Raw genomic sequence first — 26149 nt, 5'->3', positions numbered from 1 at the left:
GATGCCTTTTGAGACGATCAGGTCAAATGGAAGGGCACAGGTCGCCCTCGGTTTCTTATTCGGCGTTATCTTCGGATTCCTCCTCCAAAAGGGAGGGCTGACCGACTATGGGGTGATAGTTGGCCAGCTCCAGCTCACCGACTTCACCGTGGTCAGGGTTATGCTCACAGCCATTCTGGTAGGGATGATAGGGATCCATATCATGAGGTATGCGGGGCTTGTCCGTCTGCACATCAAACCCGGATCGATCGGATCTACCGTTATCGGCGGGCTGATATTCGGGGCGGGGTTTGCTATTCTGGGCTACTGTCCAGGAACCGCTGCTGCTGCATTTGGGTCAGGAGCGATTGATGCCCTGGTGGGGATGGTTGGCATCATTATTGGAGCGGGGATGTTCGCCCGCCTCTATCCTGTCCTGAACCGGTCGGTGCTGAAATGGGGCCCCCTTCCAGAGGGCACAATACCGGAGCTTATAGGCATCAGGCCGATAATCGTCATTGCTGCCGTGGCAGTCTTGATAGTCGCCGTGCTGCGCTGGCTAAGCTTTTAAATAACAATATAACCTAAGCCCGATTGGGCCAAAGGACTTAAAGCATGTACGTCTTGCACTCTCTCTGGGATACCGAGGCATTTTATATCTGGGCTGAATCCTCAGCTCTACCTCTGGTCAATCAGGGCTATTCAGTTAGCAGCGAAGGGATTCCAGCTCATCCATTCTCCTTGCCGGGAAAGGAGCTGAAAACGCAAATTTCCAGGGCATTTCATCTGAATGGCGCCAAGACTCGAGCACTGATTCTCAGGATTCCTTCCGGCAAAAATGGACCTCTTCCCTCGCCCTGGCTATTGAGAGAGGATTATATCTCACAAAAGCCTGCTGGGCTGATCGAATGCGCTGTTGATGTTCTAGCCCTTGCGCCTGACCTGGCAGCCAAATTTCTTCTGGATCTTCCCATACATCCGCTCAAGGGAGTTGTTTATGCTGATTCAATGCGGTTTTGGTCCAGGCTCGCCCTCTATTCCCTGGAGCTGGTGGCAAAAGAGCAGTTTGTGCCTGCGGTCAGAGAAAGATACTCTCTATGGAAGGCGGTGATGGATGAGACCGATCTGGAACGGCTTGATCGCTTCTCAAAAGCCATGCCACCAAGCTGCCAGGCTCTCAGATTGTTCCCCACAGATAAATCCTCTCCAAAAGATCTGGCGAGAAGCTTCGTGGATGAAATGGCCGACTCTCTGGTGCGCGGCAGCCTGGAACAGCTTACACTCCTCCCACCCAAGAGAGGGCGCAGACCGCGAGTGATTCCTCTGCCCCAGCAGTTCTTGCTGTCTCTTACCTCAAAGGACCCAACGCTTGAAGCCTCGACTGAGGAGGTCGCCGCCTTCGCCAAGAAGATGAACTCCTGGATCAGTGAACTCGAGCCGAAAGCGGTGTCTGTACCATTTCGCACCTGCTTCCGGCTGCAAGCCCCGGCGGAAGAGGAGACCTGGAGATTGAGCTTCTTCCTCCAGGCAAAAGACGACCGCAGCCTGATGGTCCCGGCGGGAGAGGTATGGAGGACAAAGTCGGATGCTCTCACCCTCTTGAAAAAGAGCATAAAGAATCCGCAAGAGCAGCTTCTCGCTGACCTGGGCAGAGCAGCGCGACTCTTTCCCCAGCTGGAAAAGAGCCTGGAGACGGCCAGGCCTGCAGAACTGGAGATGGAAACCACAGAAGCTTATTCATTCCTGCGCCAATCGGCTCCTCTTTTAGAGCAGAATGGCTTCGGAGTAATGCTGCCCGCCTGGTGGCAGCGACCCGGCACACGCCTGGGTGTGAAGCTGCAGCTGAGGGACGCACCCAGAAAAGAGGGCAATGCTGGTTCTGCTTTCTTCGGCCTGAACTCGGTTGTGGAATACGACTGGCAGCTATCTTTAGGCGACTATGTTATCTCTCGAGAGGAGTTCGCACAGCTCTCTCACCTCAAGATCCCTCTCATTCAAATAAGGGGAGAGTGGATGGAGCTGAGGCCTCAGGATATCGAGGCGGCCATTGATTTTTTCCATAAGAACAGAAACCATGAGATGACCCTGGCTGAGGCTCTGCAGCTGGGCTTGAATCCAGCCGGCCATCCTTTGCCTGAAGCGAAAACCACCCTTCCCGTGCACGGCATTGAGGCCGAGGGCAAGATCAAAGAGATGCTTTCCGCCCTTTCTGACCCCAGCGGCCATATGGAGCAACTCCCTTCACCCCGAGATTTCCAGGGCACACTGCGGCCCTATCAGCTACGGGGCGTATCCTGGCTCATGTACCTGAACCGGCTCGGCCTGGGAGCCTGTCTGGCGGATGATATGGGTCTGGGAAAAACGATAGAGTTGATTGCATTCCTTCTGCATGAGAGAGAGACTATGAAGGGCCCCGGCCCCACTCTTCTCATCTGTCCCATGTCTGTTGCCGGCAACTGGGAGCGAGAGATCGAGCGCTTTGCCCCCGGGCTGAAGGTCCTCATGCATCACGGCCTGGGACGCCTCTCCGGCCAGGACTTCGAGAAGGCGGCGGAAAAGGCAGATGTGGTTATCACCACCTACTCCCTTGCCCAGAGGGATGAAGAAGAGCTTAATGCCGTATCCTGGGGTCACATAGTACTGGACGAGGCGCAGAGCATCAAGAACCAGTCTGCCCGGCAGACCCAGTCCATAAAGCGCCTGAAAGCCACCCAAAAGATCGCTCTGACAGGAACGCCCGTGGAGAACAGGCTCTCTGAGCTATGGTCGATCATGGATTTCCTCAATCCCGGCTATCTGGGCTCATTCGAATCCTTCCGCAGGGATTTCGTGCTGCCCATAGAAAGATACAATAATAGAGCTCATTCCGAGGCCCTGCGATCTCTCATCCAGCCCTTTGTCCTGCGCCGGCTAAAAACCGACACCACAGTGATAAAGGACCTCCCAGAAAAGACGGAGATGAAGGTGGGCTATAATTTGACGCCGGAGCAGGCGAGCCTTTATGCTGCGGTGGTGGAGGATATGTTATCCAGGATCGAGTCTTCTGAAGGCATGAAGCGCAGAGGTCAGATTCTGGCTGCACTGACCAAGCTCAAGCAGATCTGCAACCACCCGGCGCTCTTCCTGCAGGACGGAAGCCCGCTGGAGGGCCGCTCTGGAAAGCTGTCCCGTCTGGAGGAGATGCTCGACGAGGCCATTTCTGTTGGTGACAGGGCCTTGATATTCACTCAGTTCGCCGGCATGGGGGCGATGCTCAGACATCAGCTGCAGGAAAAGCTCGGGGTTGAAGTCCTCTTCCTGCACGGCAAGACCAGCCGGAAGCAGAGAGAGGAGATGATCCAAAGGTTCCAGCAGGGAAGCTCTCCAATATTCATACTATCACTAAAGGCCGGAGGCTTCGGCCTTAATCTGACTGCTGCCAACCATGTATTCCACTTCGATCGCTGGTGGAATCCTGCGGTGGAGAATCAGGCTACTGACCGCGCCTTCCGCATCGGCCAGAAGAAGAACGTCTTTGTGCATAAGTTCGTCTGTGCTGGAACGCTTGAGGAGAGAATAGACCAGATGATAGAACAGAAGAAAGCGCTGGCAGAATCGGTGATAGGGACAGGCGAAGCCTGGCTGACTGAGCTGTCTGATGATAGCTTGAGAGAGCTGCTTGTTCTGAGGCAGGAGGCAGTGAGCAATGGGAGCGATAGCAGCGATCGGAGCGATAGAAAATGAGCCCCTACTGGAGCTACTATGAACCAGCCAAGCCAAAAGAGGTCAAGAACGGGCTAAAAGCCAAGAGTAAACGAGGATGCATAGGAGAAACATGGTGGTCCAAGCGCTGGGTCAAGACCCTTGAATCCTTCAATCTGGGAGCCAGGCTCACTCGAGGAAAAAGCTATGCTCGAAAAGGGCAGGTTATATCCATAGATGTCAATCCCGGCATAGTGAGGGCCAGGGTGCAGGGGACCGGATCGGAGCCTTATGATGTGGTGATAAAGCTGAAGCCACTGTCGGATGCTGAGTGGGATAAGGCTGCCTCGACTATGGCCTCAAAAGCAGTATTTGCAGCCCGGCTGCTGGGCGGGGAGATGCCGCAGAACATCGAAGAGGCCTTCTCCGAGTCAGGTCTATCCCTCTTTCCCAGTAAGGGCAGGGACCTGAAGACAGATTGCTCCTGCCCGGACTGGTCTAATCCCTGCAAGCATATAGCTGCGGTCTACTATCTTCTGGCAGAGCAGTTTGACTGCGATCCTTTCCTGATCTTCAAGCTTCGAGGGCGAAGCAAAGAGCAGATCATGGAAGCGATGCGCAAGATGCGTTCCGCTGAGGCTGTTGAGGAGGCAGATGGGATTTCGAGATCAAGCCAGGACGCACGGGAGCAATTCAAGCCCTTGGAGGAGTGTTTGGATTGCTACTGGCGGGGAGGTGGCGAGCTTGATCTGCTGGAGATCAATCCAAGAGCCCCTGATGTAAAGGGGGCAGTTTTGGAGAGACTGGGGCCGAGCCCTTTTTACATAGCAGGCGTCAATTTGGCAGCATTGCTCCCCAAGGCCTATGAAAAAGCAGGCAAAGCAGCACTTCAGAGGGCAACTGGCGAGACTGAAAGCAAAGAGATGCAGTAGTAAAGATGGCACTGGCTATGCCACACTTCACGAGCTGGATGCTGGAAGGCAAAAGACTGCTGAAAGCTATTGCCGAAACCTTGATGAGTGCATTATTGACTGAAAGAGCTTGCTCATCCAGTTAACAAATCCCTTAAATGGACTTGTCTTCATATACCTGGACGCGTCCAGGCACCTTCCATAGCTATCGTAGACCTCGAATTTTCCATCTTCACTATGGATGATGCACTCAGCCTTCTCTTTCCTGCATATCTCTCGTGCCAGCCTGATCGCCTCGGCCTTGGTCTGAGCGTGACCACAAGGCCTCCATGCATGGGGCTTCTTGATATCCCATCCGTTTCGGGAATTCTTTACCACATGTCGCTCATTGCGAGCCATATTTTTCTATTAGTGTCTCTAAATATATAAAATGATTTGTTGGGTTTCTGCGAGGGGGCTTTCCCTGGCCATGAATGCTGCAGTGCGCCCAGGATAATTGCGGTGGAGATGAAAGGAGCTGGAGCGGCCGCGGCCATAGAACAGGGCCGGAAGCCAGGGAATTCCCACAAGATTCATGATGATCTGGAAGATATCAGATGTGGCCGCTGCCTTCATAATGGGATGGATCGGGACAGGCTGCCCCGTTCGCCATCAGCTAAAACCACTGGTTTGCGATTGTCTTCGTAATCGATCGGAAAGTTCAGTATTTTATTCATGCAGATTCTCCTTCTCTGGGCTTGTGGCAGCGAAGCTGGCGATGGTTATAGGGATCTGAAGATCAGTGTTACTAATTCGCTTCCTGGACAAATCTCATATTGCCTTTTCATTCTACATCCGGAGAACAATTGTGTCCCACCTCTCAAATCCTCAACGGCCTGCCCAATTGTATCCAAGCCTCCCCGGCGTTGAGGGGGCCAGGGCATTAGCGCGGGAGGCCCAGAGGGCCGACTCGCGGCGCCCACTGAAAAAAGAGATCGCATTTATTGATACTAACCTTTAATCCTGACAAGATTCTGGAAATCGACTAACAAAGATCACTTCTTTCCAATCTCGATGAGCAAATTTGTCCAAAGATTTAATAGTTGGGCAAACCAATCAACTGCAAAAAAGATATCAAATACGGCCAAGATACTCATGAAAATCTACCTGGACGTCTGCTGCATCAACCGGCCTTTTGATGACCAAACCGAAGAGATAATCAGGATGGAATCAGAAGCAGTCCTGGCCATATTAAAGAGGTGCCTCTTGGAGTGGACTCTCATAGGCAGCGAAGCCATAGATTACGAAATCTCCAGAATACCAGATGCCGAGAGGCGAAGCAAAGTGGAACAAATTGCCTCGATATCAAGAGAAAAGACCATTGTGGATGAGTCTATCGTCTCCAGAGTTCGGGAGATCGAGATGCAAGGGCTAATAAAGCCCATGGATGCTTTGCATCTGGCCTGTGCGGAGAGATCAGCGGATGTTATGCTGACCACGGATGATGAGATCTTGAGAGCAGCGATTAGGATGAGCGCGGACATCAAAGTCATAGTCATGAACCCTGCAAGGTGGTTGTTAGATGTCCTCTAAAGTAGATGTCAGAAGCATCAATGAGATCAGGAAGCTGGGGATAGATGCTCTAGCTGAAGCCCTGGGGCCTGTGGATATGGCCAGGTTCCTGCAAAGCTTTGATCTAGGGAGCGGCGATTATACGAAGGAGAGGGCGGGATGGCTGGACCAGAGCCTTGATGAGATCCTCGAAGAGATTAAGAGGAAAAGAAAGGAGTAGATCAAGAAGTCTGGTGATAGAATATCGAAATCTCAATCCTCACAAGTAAAGGGACGGCATTGCCCTGCATGCTGCCTTCTCCTACCGGAATCCAAAAGAAGAATAAAGGCAAAAAAAGAAAAGAGTGAGATGCCTGGAAGGCTTACGCATCAGATGCAGCCGCTGCTTTTGTGATGGGATGGATTTGGAACTGGCTGCCTATGTCGCCGTAGGCTAGAACGCTGGATTTGTGAATACCGAGCCTGGACAACTGGAACCGGCTCCTTAGAGACCTCGATGGTCTGGCCGCCTATTGGTGGAATGAGCAGGCCCCATTGCAGGCGAGCTGCGATCCACTCTTCCAGAGCCTCAATGAAATTTCTGCGTGCATCCTCAACGGTATGACCTGTGGCCCACACACCATCGAGTTCTGGGACATCTGCAAAATATGGCTCATCGCCATTATCTATGACCTTATACTGCACTTTCTCCAAGGCTGCCTGAATATACTCTGTAAACATGGAAAGACCTATAATGATGGATATGTATTTAGCGAGGAGCCTTTTTAAAATAATGCAAAGGAACACAAGTTACTTAAGCGCTCCAGAAAGCCCTGCTATGGAAATTGATCGAGGCGGATAAATGAAAAGCCATACGGACCTGCAATTGCCCTCAGGACTGGAAGGTCTTGCTGATCTGGCCTTAGATTTGCGCTGGACAGTTCGGTTGACGACAGACAGGGTCTGGGAGCTGCTGGATCCCGAGGCCTGGGAGAAGACCAAAAATCCCTATCTCATCCTGCAAAACATCTCAAAAAGCCGACTAAACGAGCTGGCACAAGACGATGCTCTGAGAACGGAGATAAGAGATTGGCAGGAGAGAAACACGAAATTTCTGGCACAGCCAGGATGGTGCGAGGAGCATTTCAATCTGGACTCTGTGGCCTACTTCAGTATGGAATTCGGCCTTTCTGAGGCCCTTCCCATCTACTCTGGAGGCCTGGGAATCCTGGCTGGAGACCACCTGAAGACGGCCAGCGACCTGGGAGTCCCACTGGTCGGAGTAGGCCTCCTCTACCAGCAGGGATACTTCCGTCAGGTTTTGGCCCAGGACGGATCTCAGATCGAGGCCTTTCCTTATAACGATCCAAACAGCCTTCCCATAGAGCCGGTCCAGGACGAGGAGGGAGGCAGGCTCAGAATCAAGATCAGCCTTCCGGGGAGACATCTGTACTTAAGGGTCTGGAGGGCTCAGGTGGGCCGGGTGAACCTCTTTCTCCTGGACTCCAACGATCCTCTAAACAGCCCATGGGATAGGGCGATCACCGCCAGCCTTTATGCTCCCGGACAGGAGCTGCGCCTCATCCAGGAGATCATCCTGGGCGTGGGCGGCTGGCTGGCCTTAAAAAAGATGGGAATAAAGCCTATTGTCTGCCATATGAACGAGGGCCATGCTGCATTTGTAGTCCTGGCCAGAGCCTATAGCTTCATGCATGAGGAAGGCTGCTCATTCCTGGAGGCTCTCTGGGCCACCCGGGCGGGAAATGTATTCACCACTCATACCCCGGTGGAGGCGGGTTTCGATCGATTTGATAGAGATCTTTTGAAAAAATATGCAAAGCATTATACAGACGCTCAAGGCCTCTTTCCGAATGATCTGGTTATAATGGGATTGAAGACCGAGAAGGATTACAGCAGCCCATTTAACATCGCCTTTCTCGCCATTAGCGGGAGCTGCTTTGTTAATGGAGTGAGCAGGCTTCATGCCCAGGTGAGCAAGAGGATCTTTCAGTCCCGCTATCCCCGCTGGCCGGAGAATGAGGTGCCAATTGATTATATTACCAACGGGGTCCATATTCCCACCTGGGATTCTCCTGTGGCCCAGAGATTGTGGTCTTTGAGCTGTCCGACCGGATGCGGTCCGGAAAGCATCGATTACGAGGCAGGAAAGATCGCCAGGCAGAGCGACCAGGATATCTGGAACTTCAGAGCTCTTGCCAGAAAAGACCTAATCGATTATGCTCGCAGGCGTCACGCCCGGCAGATGCAGGAGCACGGAGCCTCGCCTGAGGAGATCGAGGCCGCAAGGCATGTCTTGGACCCCAATACCCTCACCATAGGCTTTGCCAGAAGGGCAACCGCCTACAAGCGCACAAATCTTCTCCTCAGGGACGAGGAGAAGCTGGTCAGTATTCTGACCAATCATGATAGGCCGGTTCAGCTCTTGATGGCCGCCAAGGCTCATCCTGCCGATATCGCTGGGAAGGAGATGGTCAAGCAGATGGCCAACTTCGCCGATCGGCCGGATATAACGGATCGGGTGATATTTCTCGAGGATTACGATATCGATCTGGCCCAGCATCTGCAGGCGGGAGTGGATTTATGGATTAACACTCCACTCCGTCCCAATGAGGCCTGCGGGACGAGCGGCATGAAGGTTCTGGCCAATGGCGGGCTGAACCTCTCCACTCTCGACGGATGGTGGGATGAGGCCTATGAACCACGGGTGGGCTGGCTGCTGGGAGATGAGGGGGATGAGATTGAGTCCCCTGCAGGCTTTGGGCCGGAAAGAGATGATTTAGATGCCCGGAACCTTTACCGTCTGCTGGAGGAGGAGGTAATACCGCTCTTCTACCAGCGGGACGATCAGGGAGTTCCATCATCCTGGGTGGCAAAGATCAAGGCCAGCATGACTGAGCTAACCCCGCGCTATAGCGGCAACCGTATGATGAAAGAGTATGTAGAGAAGGTCTACCAGCCGGCGGCTGACGCCTATAGAAAGAGGGCAAAAGAGGGTGCAAAGCTGGCGAAGGAGCTGGTGGGTTGGCAGAAGCGGATCAACCAATGCTGGAGAGGCGTTCATTTTGGCCACCTGAAGGTGACCGGGGACGAGGAGGATCGGTGGCACTTCCAGATAGAGATATATTTAGGTGATGTCTATCCAGATGATATTCAGGTGGAGCTTTATGCCGATCCTCTGCCCCAATCCAGCCGGGGAGAGCAGATGAAGCCGGCGAGGATCCTTATGGATCAGAGAGGGACGCTTACTGGCTCGGTCAATGGGTTCGTTTACTGCGCTGATGTTCCGGCAAACAGGCATGCAGAGGATTATACACCTCGGATTGTGCCCTATCATCCGGATGCGTTTATTCCCCAGGAGGATTCGCATATCCTATGGATGCGCTGATCAGCCGTTTTGAGATCAAGATCTCTCAGAGATGGAGCCAGCTTGTAGACCTCATCCAAGGCCAATTGCTTTCCTTCCATGGAGATCGCATATCGCATTCCGGGCTCCGCAATCAGTAATGCAATCGGGCTTAATCTGAATCCCAGCAGCCGATCTCCAGCGGCGATGACCAGGATCTTGATGATGGGATAGAGCACTCTGGATCCTGCCCTGATCTCTGCTCCTGCCAGTATATGCGTCTGCATCTTGGGGATCCATTTATTTTTAGTATTTTTATTCATCTATGAGGCACCTCTCCATACAGCCCATTCTCATACAGCCCATTCTCATATAGCTCATTTGCATCCCGCATTTTCATTCAGCGCCCCCAGCCGATAGCATCCTTTAACAGCGATCTCATCTCCTTCTCCCGCAGGGCGGAGATAACCGCTGCTGGGATACGGATGGGACGCATTCTGGCCTCTGCCAGAAGCTCTCCCTCCAATCGCTCTTCTTCAAAGAATGGCTCGATCTGGATATCCGCTCCAAGATAACTGAGAAAAGCTGCTATAGACCAGAGCCTTCCAGTTAATATGGCAGTCTCGGAAGGATCATCAAGCCCTAACTGCAGGTGGCAGCGGATGGTCTTGAAGTGGAATGATCTGAAAAGATCCCGAATAAAATCGATAAAGGCGGGCATGGCTGCCAGCACAGACCGGATCCGGTGAACGCTTATTCCATCGGCATCGCCCTCTTCAATAACCTCCAATTCTCCGCCCTTTTCATCCGAGCCAGGATGGCTTTCATCTTGCCCTTCTTTATACTTTCTCTTGTCTGGTGATCCTCTTTTCGCTATTCCTGCGCTGCCTTTTTTAACTTTCTTAATCTCTTTTTCCTCATCTTTTTCCTTTTCACCCCCGGTTATCGATGCAATAAGATCGAGGGCTGATGGAGCGGAAGTCTCTCTATATAGCAGTCTGATGTTATGCCACGATATCCAGAGCCTTCCCAGAAGCTGGGTCTCCTTGCTTCTCAAGTCACCGCCTGCAGATATTCCCAGCCATGATCCTCTCAGCTTTCCCTCAACCAGTTGCCCCTCTTTGCAGAGGAACAGGCATAGACTTAAGGGAATTATCAGAAGGATTAGCAGGAGGGCGATAAAAAGCATTAGGATTAATGCGGCTGATGTCAAAAGGCTAGGGGACGATATCCCTGTCAGAATTTGTAGGGTCAGTGGCATCAAGAATGCCTCACGCTGAGTTAGATCCTGAAATTGTCCTTTGAAATCCATTATAAGGCATCTATCAATGGCCCTCTATTCGACGAGCACCGCAGTCTCTCGAGAGGATCTCTTCTCTTTCCTATCTTTTTCTTTTCTCTCCTGGGAGGCAGCAAATCTCTCCAGGATAGATTGGGCAGCACTGGCCATCTCAGCCAGGGGCTGGTTGCCTGAGATATGGCCGGATAAAGGAATCACCTTGACACCATCCTCACCGGGAATCCCTTTGAACACTACCACTATGGCGATGGGTATAACTCCCACCCCTCCGCCTGCCTTGACTTTAATGGCCTCGCTCTCCCCTGGTTCCTGGCCAGTGCCAAATCCCATCCCCATCTTGGTGATGGGTATGATGATCTTGTCCTCCAAGTCCATAGGCTCCCCAATTATGTTCCTGGCGGAGAGCACCCTTAGAAGCTCATCCACTGTAGCCCTTATGGCATCGGTGCTCGTCATCTATGTCTCCATTAATAAGATAGTATGCACTATATTTACATCTTCTGGATTGCTGGAAAAGGTATAATTAGACCAAAATCTCTTCAGAAGAGAATAATGTCGGAGGATCTCAGATCAGTCTACAGCCGAGCTCCGGAGATTTTCCAGAGGCTCCGAAAAGAGATCGATAAGGTGATCGTCGGCCAGGACAGGGCCATAGAGCAGCTTTTGGTGTCGATTATCGCCGGAGGTCATGCCCTTTTGGAGAGCAATCCGGGTCTGGCCAAGACTCTGCTTGTGAAGACCACTGCTTCTTGCATGGGCCTGGACTTCAGCAGAATTCAGTGCACGCCGGATTTGATGCCGGCGGATATCACCGGCACCACCATTATAGACGAGATCGGCGGGGGAAAGAAGTTCCGCTTCGAGCCGGGGCCAGTCTTCTCTAATATCGTCTTGGCGGACGAGATCAACCGGGCTTCGCCCAAGACTCAGAGCGCCCTTTTAGAGGCCATGCAGGAAAAACAGGTAACCGTGGGCAACAAAACCTATGCTCTGGACAGGCCCTTCTTCATTTTGGCCACCCAGAATCCCATAGAGATGGAAGGAACCTTCCCATTGCCCGAGGCTCAGCTGGACAGGTTCCTGCTCAAGATCTTCATGGAGTATCCCACGATGGATGAGGAGCTGGAGATCCTGGAGCGGTATACCATCCGGGCGGAGCCCAAGGTCTCACCTCAAGTGAGCAAGGAGGAGGTTATTGCCCTTCAGAAGCTCTGTCGCGATATACCGATCGCGGATGATCTGAAACGGGCGGTGGTTAACCTGGTCCTGGCCACACGTAACTGGGACGGGGTCCAGTATGGTGCAAGCCCCAGGGCCTCCATCGGCCTCATCTTATCGGCTAAGGCCAGAGCATTTCTGCAGGGGAGGAACTATGTATCCAAAGAAGACCTGCATGTAATGGCCTATCCTGTACTCAGGCATAGAATAATATTGGGATTCGAGGCGGAGAGGAAGGGCCTCACCCGCGATCAGGTGGTAGGTGACATCCTGAAGAGCCTATCGCTATGAGATGAATTATGGATACTGATTTCTTCAAAGAGCTGGAGCGATTCACTCTGCTCGTCCGGAAGCGCGTCTCCACGGCATATAGCGGTGGGAGGAAATCGATGCGATTTGGCCACGGCATCAGCCCGGTGGGCTATCGGGAGTATCGCAAGGGGGACGACTTCAAGCTGGTGGACTGGAAGGTCTACGGAAGGACGGAGAAGCTCTTCATCCGGGAGCATGAGGAGGAGAGAAGCCTTGTGGTCCATATCCTCTTAGACAGCAGCGCCAGCATGGGCTATGCCGGAAAGTATGCCTATTCCTCCCGCCTGGCTGCGGGCTTTGCCTATCTGGCCACCATGGAGAACGAGAAATACACTTTGTCGCGTTTCTGCCACCGGTTCTATCCCGGAGAGCCAAAGCGAGGGAGGAGGAACCTGATTTCATCCATTGCCATGCTTGATGATACTCTGCCCCGAGGAAGAACCAACCTGAAGCTGGTCTCAGAGCTTTTTGCCTCCCAGATCAAGACCACCAGCCTGGTGGTGCTGATATCCGACCTCCTGGAGGATACCGAGGATGTGATAACCAGCATCTTTCGCCTCTCCGGACATGAGCTGGTGGTCATTCAGGTCCTCTCCCCGGATGAGATGGGGATGGGATTCGGCGGGGATGTTAAATTCGTAGATATGGAGAGCGGCCTTTCCGTCATCACCCGGGTGACTGAGGGAGAGCGGGCGGACTACCAGACGAGACTGGCAGAGCATAACGAAAAGATCAGAGAAGCATGTGACCAGGTCGGTGCGAACTATTTCCTCTTCCAGACGGACCGGCCGATATTCGATGCCTTCTCTGAGATGCTCACCCGAGCGGTGGTCTGGAAGACATAGGTCATATATATATTCAAAACCATCTCTGGATAATATAAGATGAATAGCGGACTGCCACGCCAATGAAACCGAATAACAATACCATTAAGCTCAATTACGGCCAGGGTTGCCTCGATCTTCTTGCAGGCGAGGAGGCAAAGGTCGTCCTTCCCCAGGAGCTTCCGCCAGCCGGCTCCGGGGAGGTCGAGAGATCCTTAGATCAGGCGGTTGGAAGGAGGCTGGAGGATTTTGCAGGGGCAAGGTCGGCTTCCATTCTGGTCAGCGATATCACCCGCCCTGCTCCCAGCCACCTCATGCTTCCTCCGCTTGTCAAGAGGATCCGGGAGCTGGGTATCAGGAGTCTGTTTGTTGTCTTCGCTCTGGGCACCCATCGAAGGATGACCGTTGCCGAGGAGGAGTATCTCTTAAAGGACTGCATTTGCTTGCCTCATGTTCAGCACGACTCCAAAGGCTGCGTTCCCCTGGGATGGACTGAGCGGGGAACTCCGGTGGAGGTTCTGGAGGCGGTCGCCTCCTCTGACCTGATAGTGGCTACGGGAAATATCGAGTATCACTATTATGCCGGCTTCAGCGGCGGGGCAAAGGCCATTCTCCCCGGGGTTAGCTCCGAGCCCTCTGTGGTCAGGAATCACGAGCTGATGAGGGATCCTGCGGCAACTACCGGGAACCTGAAAAGCCCCGTCCGCCTGGATATGGAGGATGCTGCCCGAATCGCGGATCTGGATTTCATACTTAACACTGTCTTGAATAGCCAAAAGGAGATCGTCCTGTCTACCGCTGGAGACTTCATAAAGGCGCATAGAGTGGGGGCGGCGGCAGTTGACCGGATGTATCGCCGTTATGTGGAGCCGGCGGAGATCGTAGTCAGCTGCGCCGGAGGCAGGCCCAAGGACCTCAATTTATTCCAGGCCCAGAAGGCTTTGGACAATGCCAAGAATGCCGCCCTTCCCGGCGGTACCATCATCCTCTTAGCGGAATGTTGCGAGGGGCTGGGCCATCCGGCATTCGAGCGCTGGGCCTGCGAGGCCTCGTCTGCCGAGGACTGCTGGGAGCGGTTCGGCAGGGAGTACGAGTTTGGAGGGCACAAGGCGGCCTTCCTGGCCAGGGAGTCGATGGAGCACCATCTGATTCTGGTCTCTTCCATGCCCAGGGATAAGGTCGAGATGTGCTTTATGAATCCGGCAAAGACTCTGGATGAGGCTTTGGCCATGGCCAAAGCGAGGCAGGGCAAGGATGCGAGGATGCTGGTCATGCCTTACGGGAACCTGACCCTGGCGGTGGGGAAACGGGCTTCTGCTCACGGATCTTGGCCTTGAGAGATTCATTCTCAAATCTTAATTGCTCATTTTGATCTTGAAGTTGCCGAATGATCTCAGATTTGCTCATGCACTCATTTAAAATATATATATCATTACTTAATATTTATGGTATAATTTATCTCAACATGACTGTACTTTCCAACTTTTTAACAGATTTATAATATTCTCCTGTTAACTCAAACCATAAATTTCCCATAGAAAATTAAAGCTTTTATACTTGGATCAGAATCCCTTCTTCGGGAGTAAAATGATCAAAATAGTAAAGGTACCGTTGCAATTGGAGCCGTTTTTAGATAAGTTTAGGGATCTCTTCACAAAACCGAGTTACGGATCATTTCGAGATCTGTGTGGCGCGTTGAGCGTATGTGATAAATCCAAGACCGTTTCTAACCTTTGTGATACTATGGCAGATTGCAGCAAAGGGAAAAAATCACGTTCTTCATATAATTGGTTCTTTAGCGATGCGAATTGGGATGAAAATGAAGTTGCACAACGCAAGGTGGATCTTTTCATCGATAGTTTATGTTTGAAAGAGAACGATAAACTATTATTAATAATTGATGATACATACAATGAGAAAGAAGGAAACCAAACAGATGGTGTGGGCAAATTTTACGATCATAGTAAAGAAGCCTATATTTGGGGTAACAATTTCGTTACCTCTGTTGTCCAATCAAAAGGACTATTTATTCCACATAAAGCTAAGATGTATATTAAGAATGATGACGAAAATGAGAATTTTAAAACAAAAATGGAGATTGCCTTTGAAGAGATCATCAAACCATTAGTTGTACCAAAAAGCATCGATCTTTATATCGTTTTCGATAGCTGGTGGTTTTCTTCTGATCTATTTAGCAAGTGCCTTAAGCTAGGGCATAATATCGTATGCCAAATCAAGTCTGATAAGAAAGTCGGAATAAATAGGGATATGTATTTCCAAGTCAGAGATCTAGCGAATCAAATTGAAGATAAATTTTTTATTAAGACAACAGTTAGTGTTCGTGGAAAAAAGAAGACCTATTATGCATTTGAAAAGAAGGTAATCATAGACAAGGTAGGTGGAGTGAACCCCTCCGAGTGGACAAAAAGTTAAGCAATGCCGACTCATGGAGGGAAGTGCATGAAGAAGACCAGGCGGCGTTACGACCGGGACTTCAAGATATCAGTATTAGCCGAACTTGAGGCAGGCAAGCCACTTGCTCAGATCGCCCGCGAATATGGCATCCATCCGAGTCTTCCTTGCCGATGGAAGGTAGAGCTGGCTGAAAATCCCGAAAAAGCATTCATGGGTAACGGAAACAAGTACAAAGATCAGGCGAAGATTGCAGAATTGGAGAGACTTCTGGGCCAGGCTCATGCTGAAATTGACCTTTTAAAAAAAGCCTTCGCCATGACCCAGAAGAAGGTCCGCGAGGAGAGACGAAAGCCGATGTTGAGGGACGACATATGATCATTCAGGAAGCTCAATCAGATGGCCTTCTGTTGCCAATATCTCACTCCTGCTTGGCGCTGGATGTGAGTCGCAGCGGTTACTACGAGTGGTTGAAGCGGTCCGAAAAGTTCACTGCGGAGAATAGCGAATCTTCGGATCTGGTTAACCAGATTCAAGAGATAGCTTTGGAGTTTCCTTATTACGGGTACAGGAGAATTACAGCAGAACTTCAAAATCGCGGCTATGCGGTCAACCATAAGCGCGTGCTGAGGCTCATGCGCCAGGAGAAGTTGCTTTGCTATAAGAAGAAGTTCAAGCCGGTAACAACCGATTCCACTCATGGTCTGCCGGTCTATCCTAACCTTCTAAAAGGCAGGGAAATCACGGGACTGAACCAGGCATGGGCTTCTGATATCACTTATGTCCAGCTGCAGCACGAGCATATCTTTCTCGCGGTTATCCTGGATCTCTACAGCAGAAAGTGCATCGGGTGGGAGCTGAGCAGGAGCATAAGAAGCGATCTGGCCATGAGTGCTCTGGCAAAGGCATTGAAGAACCGTTCCAAGGAATCCCTTGAGGGTCTTATTCATCATTCTGATCAAGGCGTTCAGTATGCGTCCAAGGATTATGTAGACTGTCTTAAGGCGCATGACATCCAGATCAGCATGTCGAGAAAAGGAAATCCTTATGACAATGCTTTTGCTGAGAGTTTTATAAAAACACTGAAGGTCGAGGAGGTATATCTCAATGAATATGAGACATTTGAAGATGCATTCAGGAACATATGCAACTTTATTGAAAATGTGTACAACCATAAGAGGCTGCATTCAGCTCTCAATTACAGATCTCCGGTTCAGTTCGAAGTGGAGGTTGCCTTAAATACCATTGCTTAACTATTTGTCCATTATCAGGGGTGCAGTCCATAGGCGAAGTTAAGCTTGTTATCTCCAAGAGAAAAAAAGATAGCACGACAAAATATATAATCAGCACTAATGGATCGCTTTCATTGAAAGAAATACTCTCAATTTACGAGGACAGATGGGATATAGAAACAGCTCATAGAGAGGCAAATCAAAAATTAGGATTTAAAGATTACCAATTAAGAGATAAACACTCAATTGAAAGATTTATTCAAATGGTTTTTTCAGTATGGACTGCAATTCTCTTATGGGAAATAGATAATCCGCCACCTAAAGATGGCTCAAAATCAAGAACGATGGGCGACATGGTCGATAGAGTAAAAATGCAAGCTGTTGGAGAAACATTTGAATTTGTCATGACATATTTTAATTTGCCTGTACCTGATGGGGGATTGCTATATATACTCAAGAGCCTTGGAATGAAGATATGAATAATAAGATAAATTAAAAATTATAAACAAAGGAGAAACTTGGAAAGTACAGAACATGATGTGAAAATTTTTAAACCAATAATCTTTTTCAACCGGATCAGGCGCATCGAAGGATGGAAGGGATAAAATAGGAATTCGTTTGCTCTATTATCGTTCAAGTAAGAGGTCGGGAAAGATGCCGAAGCGTGAAGATATAAACAAGATCATGATCATCGGGTCTGGCCCTATCGTAATCGGGCAGGCCTGCGAATTCGATTACTCTGGCACCCAGGCCTGCAAAGCGCTCAAGGCCCTGGGATACAAAATAGTCCTTGTCAACTCCAATCCGGCCACCATTATGACCGATCCGGGCATGGCAGATGCCACCTATATCGAGCCACTCAATGTCGAGAGGCTGGCCCAGATCATCGAAAAGGAGCGGCCTGATGCCCTGCTACCGAACCTGGGCGGGCAGAACGGCCTCAACCTGAGCCTTGAGCTCGCCCGCGCAGGCATCCTGGACAAGTTCAATGTTATGGTCATAGGGGTGAAGCTGGATGCCATTGAGCGGGGGGAAGACAGGATCATCTTCAAGGAGACTATGAACTCCCTGGGGATCGAGGTACCCAAGAGCACCGCGATCTATACGGTGGAGGACGCAGAAAAGGTAGCCCTGGATCTCGGCTACCCGGTGGTCGTCCGGCCGGCCTACACCATGGGGGGAACAGGAGGCGGTCTGGTCTATAACGCCGAAGAGCTGAGGACCGTGGTCAGCCGGGGAATTGCCGCCAGCCTGATCGGCCAGGTGCTCATCGAGGAGTCGGTCGCAGGATGGGAGGAGCTGGAGCTGGAGGTGGTCAGGGATTCCAAGAATCATATGATCACCGTCTGCTTCATAGAGAACGTGGACGCCATGGGAGTTCATACCGGCGATTCCTTCTGTACCGCCCCCATGCTAACCATATCCCAGGAGCTTCAGGATAAGCTGCAGGACTACTCCTACCGGATCGTTGAGGCCATCAAGGTCATCGGCGGGACCAATATCCAGTTCGCCCACGATCCGAAAACCGGAAGGGTGGTGGTTATAGAGATCAATCCAAGGACATCCCGCTCATCCGCCCTCGCCTCCAAGGCCACCGGCTTTCCCATCGCCTTGATCTCGGCAAAGCTTGCCTCTGGTCTGACCATGGATGAGATACCCTACTGGAAAGAGGGGACACTGGAAAAATACACGCCCTCGGGAGATTATGTTGTGGTCAAGTTCCCCCGCTGGGCCTTCGAGAAGTTCCGGGGCTCAAAGGACGTACTCGGCACCCAGATGAAGGCAGTGGGCGAGGCGATGAGCATCGGCAAGAGCTACAAGGAAGCCTTCCAGAAGGCCATACGCTCTTTGGAGAACAGCAGGTACGGCCTGGGCTTTGCCAGGGATTACAACAGCAGATCTCCGGAAGAGCTTATGATGCTTCTTAAGGAGACTTCAAGCGAGCGGCAGTTCATTCTCTATGAAGCGATCCGAAAGGGTGCCGACATCCAAAAGCTCTATCAGTTGACCCATATCAAGCCCTGGTTCCTCCAGCAGATGAAGGAATTGGTCCAGCTGGAAGAAGAGATATTGGCCTACAAGGGTAAACCACTGGTCGATCTCCCAGATGAGCTTCTCAGTCAGGCCAAAAAAGATGGCTTTGCAGACCGATACCTCTCGAAGCTTCTGGCCGTCCCAGAGGCTGAGATCCGGGCGCGGCGCAAGTCCCTGGGAATTGTTCAGGGCTGGGAGCCGGTACCTGTAAGCGGGGTGGAGAATGCCTTCTACTATTACTCTACATACAATGCTCCCGATAGGACCCCGAGCAGCAGCAGGCGCAAGGTCATGGTCTTGGGTGGAGGGCCCAACCGCATCGGCCAGGGCATTGAGTTCGACTACTGCTGCGTTCATGCCGCTTTTGCCCTGAGGGATATGGGCATTGAGACCATCATGGTCAACTGCAATCCAGAGACGGTCTCCACCGATTATGACACTTCGGATAAGCTGTACTTCGAGCCCTTGACGGTCGAGGATGTGCTCAGCATCTATGAGAAGGAGAAGCCTGAGGGGGTCATCGTCCAGTTCGGCGGCCAGACGCCTCTCAATATCTCCCGGGAGCTGGAGGATGCAGGGGTGAAGATCCTGGGGACATCTGTGGATGCCATAGACCTGGCCGAGGACAGAGATCGATTCAGGATGATGATGGAGGAGCTGGACATACCCATGCCGGAATCGGGAATGGCAAGCAACCTCGACCAGGCGCTGGAGGTTGCCAAGAGGATCGGCTATCCCCTCATGGTGCGGCCTTCATACGTCCTGGGGGGACGGGGGATGGAGGTGATATACGACGAGGAGATGCTGGAGCGGTACGTTGCCGCGGCAGTGGACGTCACCCCAGAGAGGCCCATTCTCATCGACCGATTCCTCGAGAATGCTCTGGAGACGGAGGCAGATGCCCTCTCCGACGGCAAAGAGGCCTTTGTGCCCGCAGTGATGGAGCATATCGAGCAGGCGGGCATTCATTCCGGCGATTCGGCTTGCGTAATTCCGCCAGTGAGCATCTCCGGCGAGCATCTGCAGACCATTGAGGAGTACACCCGCAAGATAGCTCAGAAGCTGCATGTGGTGGGCTTGATGAATATGCAGTATGCCATCAGCCACGATGTGGTCTATGTGCTGGAGGCCAATCCCCGTGCTTCCCGGACGGTGCCGCTGGTATCCAAAGTGTGCAATGTATCGATGGCCAGGATAGCCACCCAGATGATGATGAACAAAAGAATGGACGAGCTGGGGCTGAAGAAGAGAAATATCCCTCATTATGGTGTCAAAGAGTCTGTCTTCCCCTTCAATATGTTCCCTGAGGTCGACCCCCTCTTGGGCCCGGAGATGAGATCCACTGGAGAGGTCCTGGGGCTTGCCGACTCATTCGGCATGGCCTTCTATAAAGCGGAGGAGGCTGCCAAGCCCTCGCTTCCCCAGGAGGGGACGGTCATGATCACCGTGGCCGCCAAGGACAGATCTATGGAGCTGGTGGAGGTTGCGCGGGAGTTTCAGAAGCTCGGCTTTAGAATTATGGCCACCAGCGGGACCAGAGCGGTCCTGAAAGAGAATGGCATCCCGTCGGAGATGATCAAGAAGATCTATGAGGGCCGGCCCAATATCGATGATGCCATCAAAAACAAGGAGATTCAGCTGGTGATAAACACCCCCATCGGCAAGGCCAGCCAGTATGATGATTCTTATATCCGAAAGGCAGCAATCAAATACAAGGTGCCCTATATTACCACCATTGCTGCTGCTTCGGCGGCGGCAAAGGGGATTAGTGCCTCAAGAGCAGGCCATTCAGCAGCGAAATCGCTGCAGGAGTACCACAGTGATATAAAGTAGAATTGAGGAAGGATCTAGAATTCTATCCTTTTCTCAAGTCTTCCTTTTTTTTGGGCTGGATTGAGTAGAAGAAAATCCTGGCAGATCGTCAACATGAAGACGATTGGAAGGATTTGTCTCTGCAGCCTGCCATCAATCACAATATCATAGTCAGCATCTTTTCCCTATGCCACCGATGCACTATAGTAAGGAGATGGCAATGTGGGATAAGCCCAAAAGATGTGTCTGAATACATCTTCAGCCCTTTGTGCCACATCAGCTTCTGAATACAGGCCAACGGGAAGGCCTATATCTTCATTCCATAAAAAGTTATGAATAGTCACTCGCACAGCATCACGGGTCGCTTCCTTATCGCGCCATTGGTCAACTCGGAGCTTTTCCTCCTTAAGCGTTTTCAACAATTCAGCTGCAACTTTTTTGATGCGCTTGATATCAACGCCCTTAAGATCTGGCTTTTTCAGCAGGTCGAAGATGGCCAAAGATTCTTCATCGAGCCCCTCTCGTACTGCTCGGCTTTCTTCTTCGTCGAGTCCTTGGACGAGCTTGAGCAATGCCTCGAAGGTCTGTTCAATTGTTGCCCGGTCCTTCTCGCGGTTATACTCGGCAACGATCTTCTCGTAGTGTTGCTGGAAGTCTGTGCGCAAGGGATTCTGTTGTAGCAGTCTCTGCAATCGGATCTCCACTGCCTGACGCAAGTTCTGAACCACTGTGTTCTTGTATCTCTCGAACTCTTGTTTGAGCCGGACAAAGTCGATTTTACTGATATCGTACGGCTCCCCAGGCTTTGTCGCTGTGTCAGATTGGACATCGATTGCTTCATCCACTAGATGTTGGAGTTGCCTCATGATGTCTGTGATGTCAGCCTTTTCTCGATCCTGCTGGAGGCTCTTGTAAACGATGTTGACCGCATCCCGATCATCACGATAGGCGTTTATGTCCTGAAGGGTGATGCAAGCTCTGAATTTTTTGAAGACCTCCCGGCACATGATTTCAAAGCGCTTGCGCGTCTCATCATTTTCGTTGGCCGCCTCTTTGCAGGCCGCAATAGCGGCATTGCGCTCAAAGCCTGTCTTATGGATTATGTCATCCAGAGGAGCATTCCGCTCATCGAGGAAGGCCCGCACAAAGCTGATCGCCTCGGCCAGATCGGACAGTAGCTCCTCCTCTGGCCTGGCCGGATCGATCTCACCGCCCGGTTCACCATCATCTGGGCGGGGACCTGCAAAGGTTGCCAGCGCTCGACGCAAGTGCTTTAGGATGCCGCAGTAGTCGACGATCAAGCCGTTGTTCTTGCCCTCGTTCACGCGGTTGGCGCGAGCTATGGCCTGCATCAAAGTATGGGCCTTCAGAGGCTTGTCCAGGTAGAGAGTAGAGAGGCTCGGCACATCAAATCCTGTCAGCCACATGGCGCAGACTATGGCGATGCGAAACGGATGTTCATCGGTTTTGAAGGCGTCGTCAAGACTAATCCGCTGCATGTTATGGAACTGGGGCTTGCTGCGCATTGACTCAGACAGGTCGATGCCTTCCTTGATGAGTCTGCGATGGGGAGTTATGTCCAGGCCGCTCTTGCGGAACTTATCGACCTCACCCTGCTCTTCGCTAACCACTACAGCCGCCCGAGTCTCGCGCATCCATTCTATCTGACGCTTAAGATAGATCTCCTCCTGATCATCTGAGGTAGAAGAGAGTCCTGCCTCCAGCTCAGCTATCCGTTCTTCCCAGTGACTGTTGATCAGGTTATACATCCGCACACAGGTTATCTTGTCGATGCAGACCATCATCGACTTCCCATTTTCCCAGGCAGTGGAATAGTGCTGCACGAAGTCCCGAGCTACCTGATCCAGCCGCTTCTCCGCGGTGATAATATGATATTCACGCTTGAGCTCCTTTTCCAGACGCTGCTCGACGTTGATATCGTCTATCTCAAACTCCTCTAGTTTTTCTGCGACGCGCTCGTTGAGGTCGCCGATGGCCACGCCCAGCTTCTCGCCGCGGGCATCGTAGTATAGTGGAACGGTGGCCTTGTCCTCCACTGCCCGCTGGAAGTCATAGGTAGAAACATAATCGCCGAATACCTTTCGGGTGATCTGATCTTCTTTGAAGAGCGGGGTGCCTGTGAAACCGATGAAGCTGGCATGGGGCAGAGCGTTGCGCATATTTTCGGCCAGGGTGCCATACTGAGTTCGGTGCGCCTCATCGGTGATTACGATGATGTCGTCTCTTTGGGTATATCCCTCGCCGGGGTCAATTTTTTGATTAAATTTCTGTATCAGTGAGAAGATGAAGGCCTTGTGCTCGGCCAGCAGTCGGCTCAGGTGGCTGCCGCTGGAAGCGCGGCATTGAACCTGATCGTTGTCAACCACGCCGCAGCCGGCGAAGGTCTTGTAGATCTGAGTATCCAGGTCGTCTCGATCGGTGAGCACCAGAAAGGTGAAGTTGCCGCCGAGTTTGCGATGGACCTTGCGGGTGAACATCACCATGGAATAGCTCTTTCCTGCGCCCTGGGTGTGCCAGAAGACCCCCAGCTTTCCATGCAGCTCTTTGCGCTTACAGACCGCTTCAATGGCCCGGTTGACTCCGAGGAACTGGTGATTTTTGGCCAGGATCTTCTTAGGTTCGCCCCTGGACTCGTCAAAGAGTATGAAGTTTTCCAGTAGATCCAGGAAGTTGCCTTTGTCGCAGATGCCTTTGAGCAAAGTTTCCATGTCCACAGCTCCCGGCTCCTCTTCAGCCAGGCGTTTCCACTCGTGGAAGTGCTCCCATTTGCTGGTGATGGTGCCGATCTTTGCCTGCTGGCCGTTGCCGAACATCACAATGGCGTTATGATGGAAGATGTGAGGGATGGTGTCCAGGTAGTCGGAGAAGTTTTTCTCGAAGGCGGCTTTGAGGTTCTTGTGGATGTTCTTGCACTCGATGAACAAGAGCGGCAGGCCGTTTACGAAGCCGACGATATCCGCCCGGCGACGGTAGAGGTCGCCACGTATCCATAGCTCTCGTACAGCTAAAAAATGGTTGTTGCCCGGCTCGTTGAAATCGAAGAGCTGCATCCGCTCTTTCACCAGCTCGCCTTCATCGTTGCGGAATGCTACCTGCACGCCCTCTCTTATCTGGCCGTACTTCTCCCGGTTAGTGGATGCGAGAGTCTGGGAGGCGATGGTGGCGGTGATCTGGCGCACAGCGTCGTCATATGCTGCGCCGGGCAGGCCGGGGTTCAGCTCTGCCAGCTTCTGGCGCAGGATTCGGGTCAGCACCACCTCCCGATCGGAAGCCCGGCCCAGAAGGCTTTTTGGCCCGAAATCCTCGCTGTTATAAGCATAGACCGATTCCCAGCCGAGCTGCTGCTCCAGGTAATCGGCGGTGGTCTGCTGGACGAGGGTGTCTTCGGTGTAGGTGCTCATTATTGCTCGAATCCATTTCCTATCTGCTTCTCAAAGGCTTGGCGTACTAAGCCCATTACGTATGGCAACTCCTCTAGCTTAACGAGGCCGACTTCCACATCACCATTTCCCCACCGTCCGATGTTTGTTACATCTTTAGCTAGCCCTTTCGGATCGCTTAATTCATGAAATTGAAGGTTCAATGAAAGTCGAAGCCGTTTTGCCTGAGGCACTACATCCACAAAGTTCGTCTCGGCCTTGTAGGCCACATACAATTTGAGAAACTCCTCAGTCACGCATGGATCAAGCGCGAGCACTTCCTTGCGGAACGCATCGAAGAGTGGCCGGACAGGGCTGTTCTCAGCGAGATGGATGTGGTCATCGATAGTATAGACTTCTGGCTTCGGGACACTCGGACGATAGCTCGCCAAAACCTCAGAAGATATATTTGGTGCTCTCCATACATCGCATGCCAGAAATGCTAAGCGTTCCGCCCGCTGTTTGATCTTTGTCTCGTTCCAGCCATCAAGCGTACCCAACTCCTTATTAAGATGCAATGGGCTTTCTTTGAAACCGCCCTCCATGTCGCGCTTCTCAATAAAAGGGTGGTCGCTATACCGGGAGTTATATCCGGTCAGTGTAAGGTTGCCTAAAGTGTGCAGCCATGTTTCCCAGACCCGCTGACAATCCGGACCGAGGGACTCTCGCCATTTGACAGGGAGATTCTCATTCTGCGGCATGATGTGCTCAATAGTATATTCATCGACTGGCACGCGCTCATTTCGTCCGTGGTTCTCCAGGCGTCGCAGCCAGTAAGATCGGCTGCGGAAGTTATAGAGATCCCGCACCATTAGTTCGCGCTTGAACTCCTCATCACCTGGGAGGCGTCGATAGGACGGCAAGTTCAATAGATGCGCCTGGATGCTCTCTAGGTAATGGTCCTTCTTCAATGCTCGACCAAATGTGGCAAACGTCTTGTTGAGAGAGTTGGTGGGGATGGCACACACAACGCGGCGGAAAACATATGCCTCAACAAGACGCACCGCCTGAATGAAATCTGACTTGGGCAAAATGCCATTGGCATAGTCTTGGTAGAGTTCTAGCAGGAAGGGATAAGCGACATCCACCTTAAGCTCACGCAAATCTTGGAAGGCAATAGCTAGATGCTTGTCCTTTTCTTTGCCGAGCGCCATAGCACAAAAGTAGTCCGCGAAGGTATGGATATCGTTGACCAGTGAATCCACGCCAGCGGACTGCACTTTTGGGTCGCGAGCGTGGTCCTTGAAGGCCTCATAAACGGCCTTAACTTTAGGGATCTCGCCAGTCTTGAATGTCAAATAGTGACGCATGAAGCTATCAAATTGGATGCCATAGGCCTCCTGTCCGAAGGCGACTTCCATTGGCCTCCAGTGGTCCAGGTAGAGCCGGGTCTGGTCAGCAGGCTCCAGACCCATCAGGATGAAGTTGCGAATGAGGTCTGCCTGGCTCAGTTCGCGACCGGTGGAGTTCATGCTCTCGAAGATGAGCTGCGGGTTGTCCTTATCACGGCTAAGTGCAATGTCCACAACGACAAGCTTGGCAAGTCCATTACACAGGGGTGCAAGGTCTAAGCCCAATGCACGCACGTGTTCCTCGAAGAAAGCAAAGTTGTCTTGGATGCGCAAAGAAGGTTCTGTCGGCAGAGGTTTCTGCTGCAGAAGGGCGAGCAGACTCTGCTTGTCTGTCTGCCCAAGCAGCAATTTGAAAGCACGCTCCCCATCTTCTAGAGGATTAAGGAGGTAATAGTTACGCAGCTTCTTAGCAGAGAAGCCGTCCACAGGCTCGGTTTCACCAAGATTTCGAGCCAACGCCTCGATGATCAGCATCAAGGTTGTCAAGCGTTGCTGACCGTCGATAACTAGCAATGGCGACATACCGGAGATCTGGTAGAGACCTTTCTGGATATAGACTATGGAGCCGATGAAGTGCGCTGCAATGGCATCGTTGCTGCCAGTGCGCAGAATATCGTCCCAGAGCTGGAGGCACTCGCGCTCTGTCCAGCTGTAAGTGCGCTGGTATATCGGGATGACAAACTGCGGTGACTTCTTGAGAAAATCTAGTAGCTTGGCTTCGGTAGCTTTCATGTCTTTACTTCCTGTT

At 51.8% G+C, this 26149-nt stretch carries 17 protein-coding genes and 3 pseudogenes; 13 read left to right on the top strand and 7 right to left on the bottom strand.

Going from position 1 to position 26149, the window contains the following annotated elements; all coding sequences use genetic code 11:
• The first annotated feature begins 1 nt into the window (after position 1).
• From MCON_RS00435 to MCON_RS00425, 3 genes are read left to right on the top strand one after another with little or no spacing between them, the layout of a single operon-like run.
• On the top strand, positions 2–550 hold the full coding sequence (locus MCON_RS00435; RefSeq protein ID WP_013718080.1) for a DUF6691 family protein: 549 nt from the start codon (positions 2–4) through the stop codon (positions 548–550).
• Positions 551–594: 44 nt separating this feature from the next.
• Positions 595–3702 carry a DEAD/DEAH box helicase gene (locus tag MCON_RS00430; RefSeq protein ID WP_013718079.1) on the top strand — a complete coding sequence of 1036 codons (3108 nt, stop codon included), beginning with the start codon at positions 595–597 and terminating at the stop codon, positions 3700–3702.
• Positions 3699–4592 (top strand): SWIM zinc finger family protein, encoded by an 894-nt coding sequence (locus MCON_RS00425; protein ID WP_013718078.1) that lies wholly within the window; start codon positions 3699–3701, stop codon positions 4590–4592. The genes MCON_RS00430 and MCON_RS00425 overlap by 4 nt, the downstream gene beginning before the upstream one ends.
• A 66-nt stretch (positions 4593–4658) precedes the next feature.
• On the opposite strand, the gene MCON_RS14975 is transcribed toward MCON_RS00425, so the two are convergent.
• Positions 4659–4970, bottom strand: a complete 312-nt coding sequence (locus tag MCON_RS14975) for a DUF2188 domain-containing protein (protein ID WP_083804627.1) — start codon at positions 4968–4970, stop codon at positions 4659–4661.
• 735 nt (positions 4971–5705) lie between these two features.
• Here MCON_RS14975 and MCON_RS00410 point away from each other — a divergent pair.
• Together MCON_RS00410 and MCON_RS00405 are read left to right on the top strand one after the other, a co-directional pair.
• Entirely contained in the window at positions 5706–6143 is a 438-nt protein-coding gene (locus tag MCON_RS00410; RefSeq protein ID WP_048131573.1) for a PIN domain-containing protein, read from the top strand.
• Entirely contained in the window at positions 6133–6342 is a 210-nt protein-coding gene (locus MCON_RS00405; protein WP_013718073.1) for a hypothetical protein, read from the top strand. The genes MCON_RS00410 and MCON_RS00405 overlap by 11 nt, the downstream gene beginning before the upstream one ends.
• Positions 6343–6491: 149 nt before the next feature.
• Here MCON_RS00405 and MCON_RS17005 read toward each other — a convergent pair whose 3' ends face one another.
• The gene (locus MCON_RS17005) at positions 6492–6908 is read right to left on the bottom strand and encodes a type II toxin-antitoxin system HicB family antitoxin (RefSeq protein ID WP_320354226.1); all 417 of its coding nucleotides are present in this window, start codon (positions 6906–6908) and stop codon (positions 6492–6494) included.
• A 55-nt stretch (positions 6909–6963) separates the two neighbouring features.
• Between MCON_RS17005 and glgP the strand changes: the two genes are divergently transcribed.
• Positions 6964–9507 (top strand): alpha-glucan family phosphorylase, encoded by a 2544-nt coding sequence (gene glgP / locus MCON_RS00395; protein ID WP_013718071.1) that lies wholly within the window; start codon positions 6964–6966, stop codon positions 9505–9507.
• On the opposite strand, the gene MCON_RS00390 is transcribed toward glgP, so the two are convergent.
• The 3 genes from MCON_RS00390 to MCON_RS00380 all read right to left on the bottom strand — a co-directional run bounded on the left by MCON_RS00390 (position 9453) and on the right by MCON_RS00380 (position 11221).
• A complete protein-coding gene (locus MCON_RS00390; RefSeq protein ID WP_157863594.1) occupies positions 9453–9752 on the bottom strand; it encodes a hypothetical protein in 300 nt (99 codons plus the stop codon). The two genes, glgP and MCON_RS00390, sit on opposite strands and share 55 nt — an antisense overlap.
• Positions 9753–9865: 113 nt before the next feature.
• Positions 9866–10522: a DUF2953 domain-containing protein gene (locus tag MCON_RS00385; protein ID WP_157863593.1), complete on the bottom strand. Its 657-nt coding sequence runs from the start codon at positions 10520–10522 to the stop codon at positions 9866–9868.
• A gap of 279 nt (positions 10523–10801) precedes the next feature.
• A complete protein-coding gene (locus tag MCON_RS00380; protein WP_052297495.1) occupies positions 10802–11221 on the bottom strand; it encodes a GerW family sporulation protein in 420 nt (139 codons plus the stop codon).
• Between the two features lie 96 nt (positions 11222–11317).
• On the opposite strand from MCON_RS00380, the gene MCON_RS00375 reads away from it, so the two are divergent.
• The 7 genes and pseudogenes from MCON_RS00375 (at position 11318) to carB (ending at position 20630) form a co-directional block, all read left to right on the top strand.
• Positions 11318–12274, top strand: coding sequence for an AAA family ATPase (locus tag MCON_RS00375; protein ID WP_013718068.1), 957 nt, complete (start codon positions 11318–11320; stop codon positions 12272–12274).
• A gap of 8 nt (positions 12275–12282) precedes the next feature.
• On the top strand, positions 12283–13140 hold the full coding sequence (locus MCON_RS00370; protein ID WP_013718067.1) for a DUF58 domain-containing protein: 858 nt from the start codon (positions 12283–12285) through the stop codon (positions 13138–13140).
• A gap of 62 nt (positions 13141–13202) precedes the next feature.
• On the top strand, positions 13203–14456 hold the full coding sequence (locus MCON_RS00365; protein WP_013718066.1) for a nickel-dependent lactate racemase family protein: 1254 nt from the start codon (positions 13203–13205) through the stop codon (positions 14454–14456).
• Positions 14457–14706: 250 nt separating this feature from the next.
• A pseudogene (locus MCON_RS00360) lies at positions 14707–15525 on the top strand (IS701-like element ISMco3 family transposase); the annotation flags it as partial.
• A 54-nt stretch (positions 15526–15579) separates the two neighbouring features.
• Positions 15580–16784, top strand: a pseudogene (locus MCON_RS00350) (IS3 family transposase).
• Positions 16785–16804: 20 nt separating this feature from the next.
• Positions 16805–17242 (top strand): annotated as a pseudogene (locus MCON_RS00345) (IS701 family transposase); the annotation flags it as partial.
• Between the two features lie 175 nt (positions 17243–17417).
• Positions 17418–20630, top strand: coding sequence for a carbamoyl-phosphate synthase large subunit (carB, locus tag MCON_RS00340; protein ID WP_013718061.1), 3213 nt, complete (start codon positions 17418–17420; stop codon positions 20628–20630).
• A 164-nt stretch (positions 20631–20794) separates the two neighbouring features.
• On the opposite strand, the gene MCON_RS00335 is transcribed toward carB, so the two are convergent.
• The gene (locus MCON_RS00335) at positions 20795–24031 is read right to left on the bottom strand and encodes a type I restriction endonuclease subunit R (protein WP_013718060.1); all 3237 of its coding nucleotides are present in this window, start codon (positions 24029–24031) and stop codon (positions 20795–20797) included.
• Entirely contained in the window at positions 24031–26133 is a 2103-nt protein-coding gene (locus MCON_RS00330) for a GmrSD restriction endonuclease domain-containing protein (protein ID WP_013718059.1), read from the bottom strand. The genes MCON_RS00335 and MCON_RS00330 overlap by 1 nt, the downstream gene beginning before the upstream one ends.
• Between the last annotated feature and the right edge of the window lie 16 nt (positions 26134–26149).

Origin of the sequence: Methanothrix soehngenii GP6 (genome assembly GCF_000204415.1) — an archaeon.
GTDB lineage: Archaea > Halobacteriota > Methanosarcinia > Methanotrichales > Methanotrichaceae > Methanothrix > Methanothrix soehngenii.
Note: the sequence above shows the minus strand (reverse complement) of the source record. Positions and strands in the feature narration are given on the sequence as shown.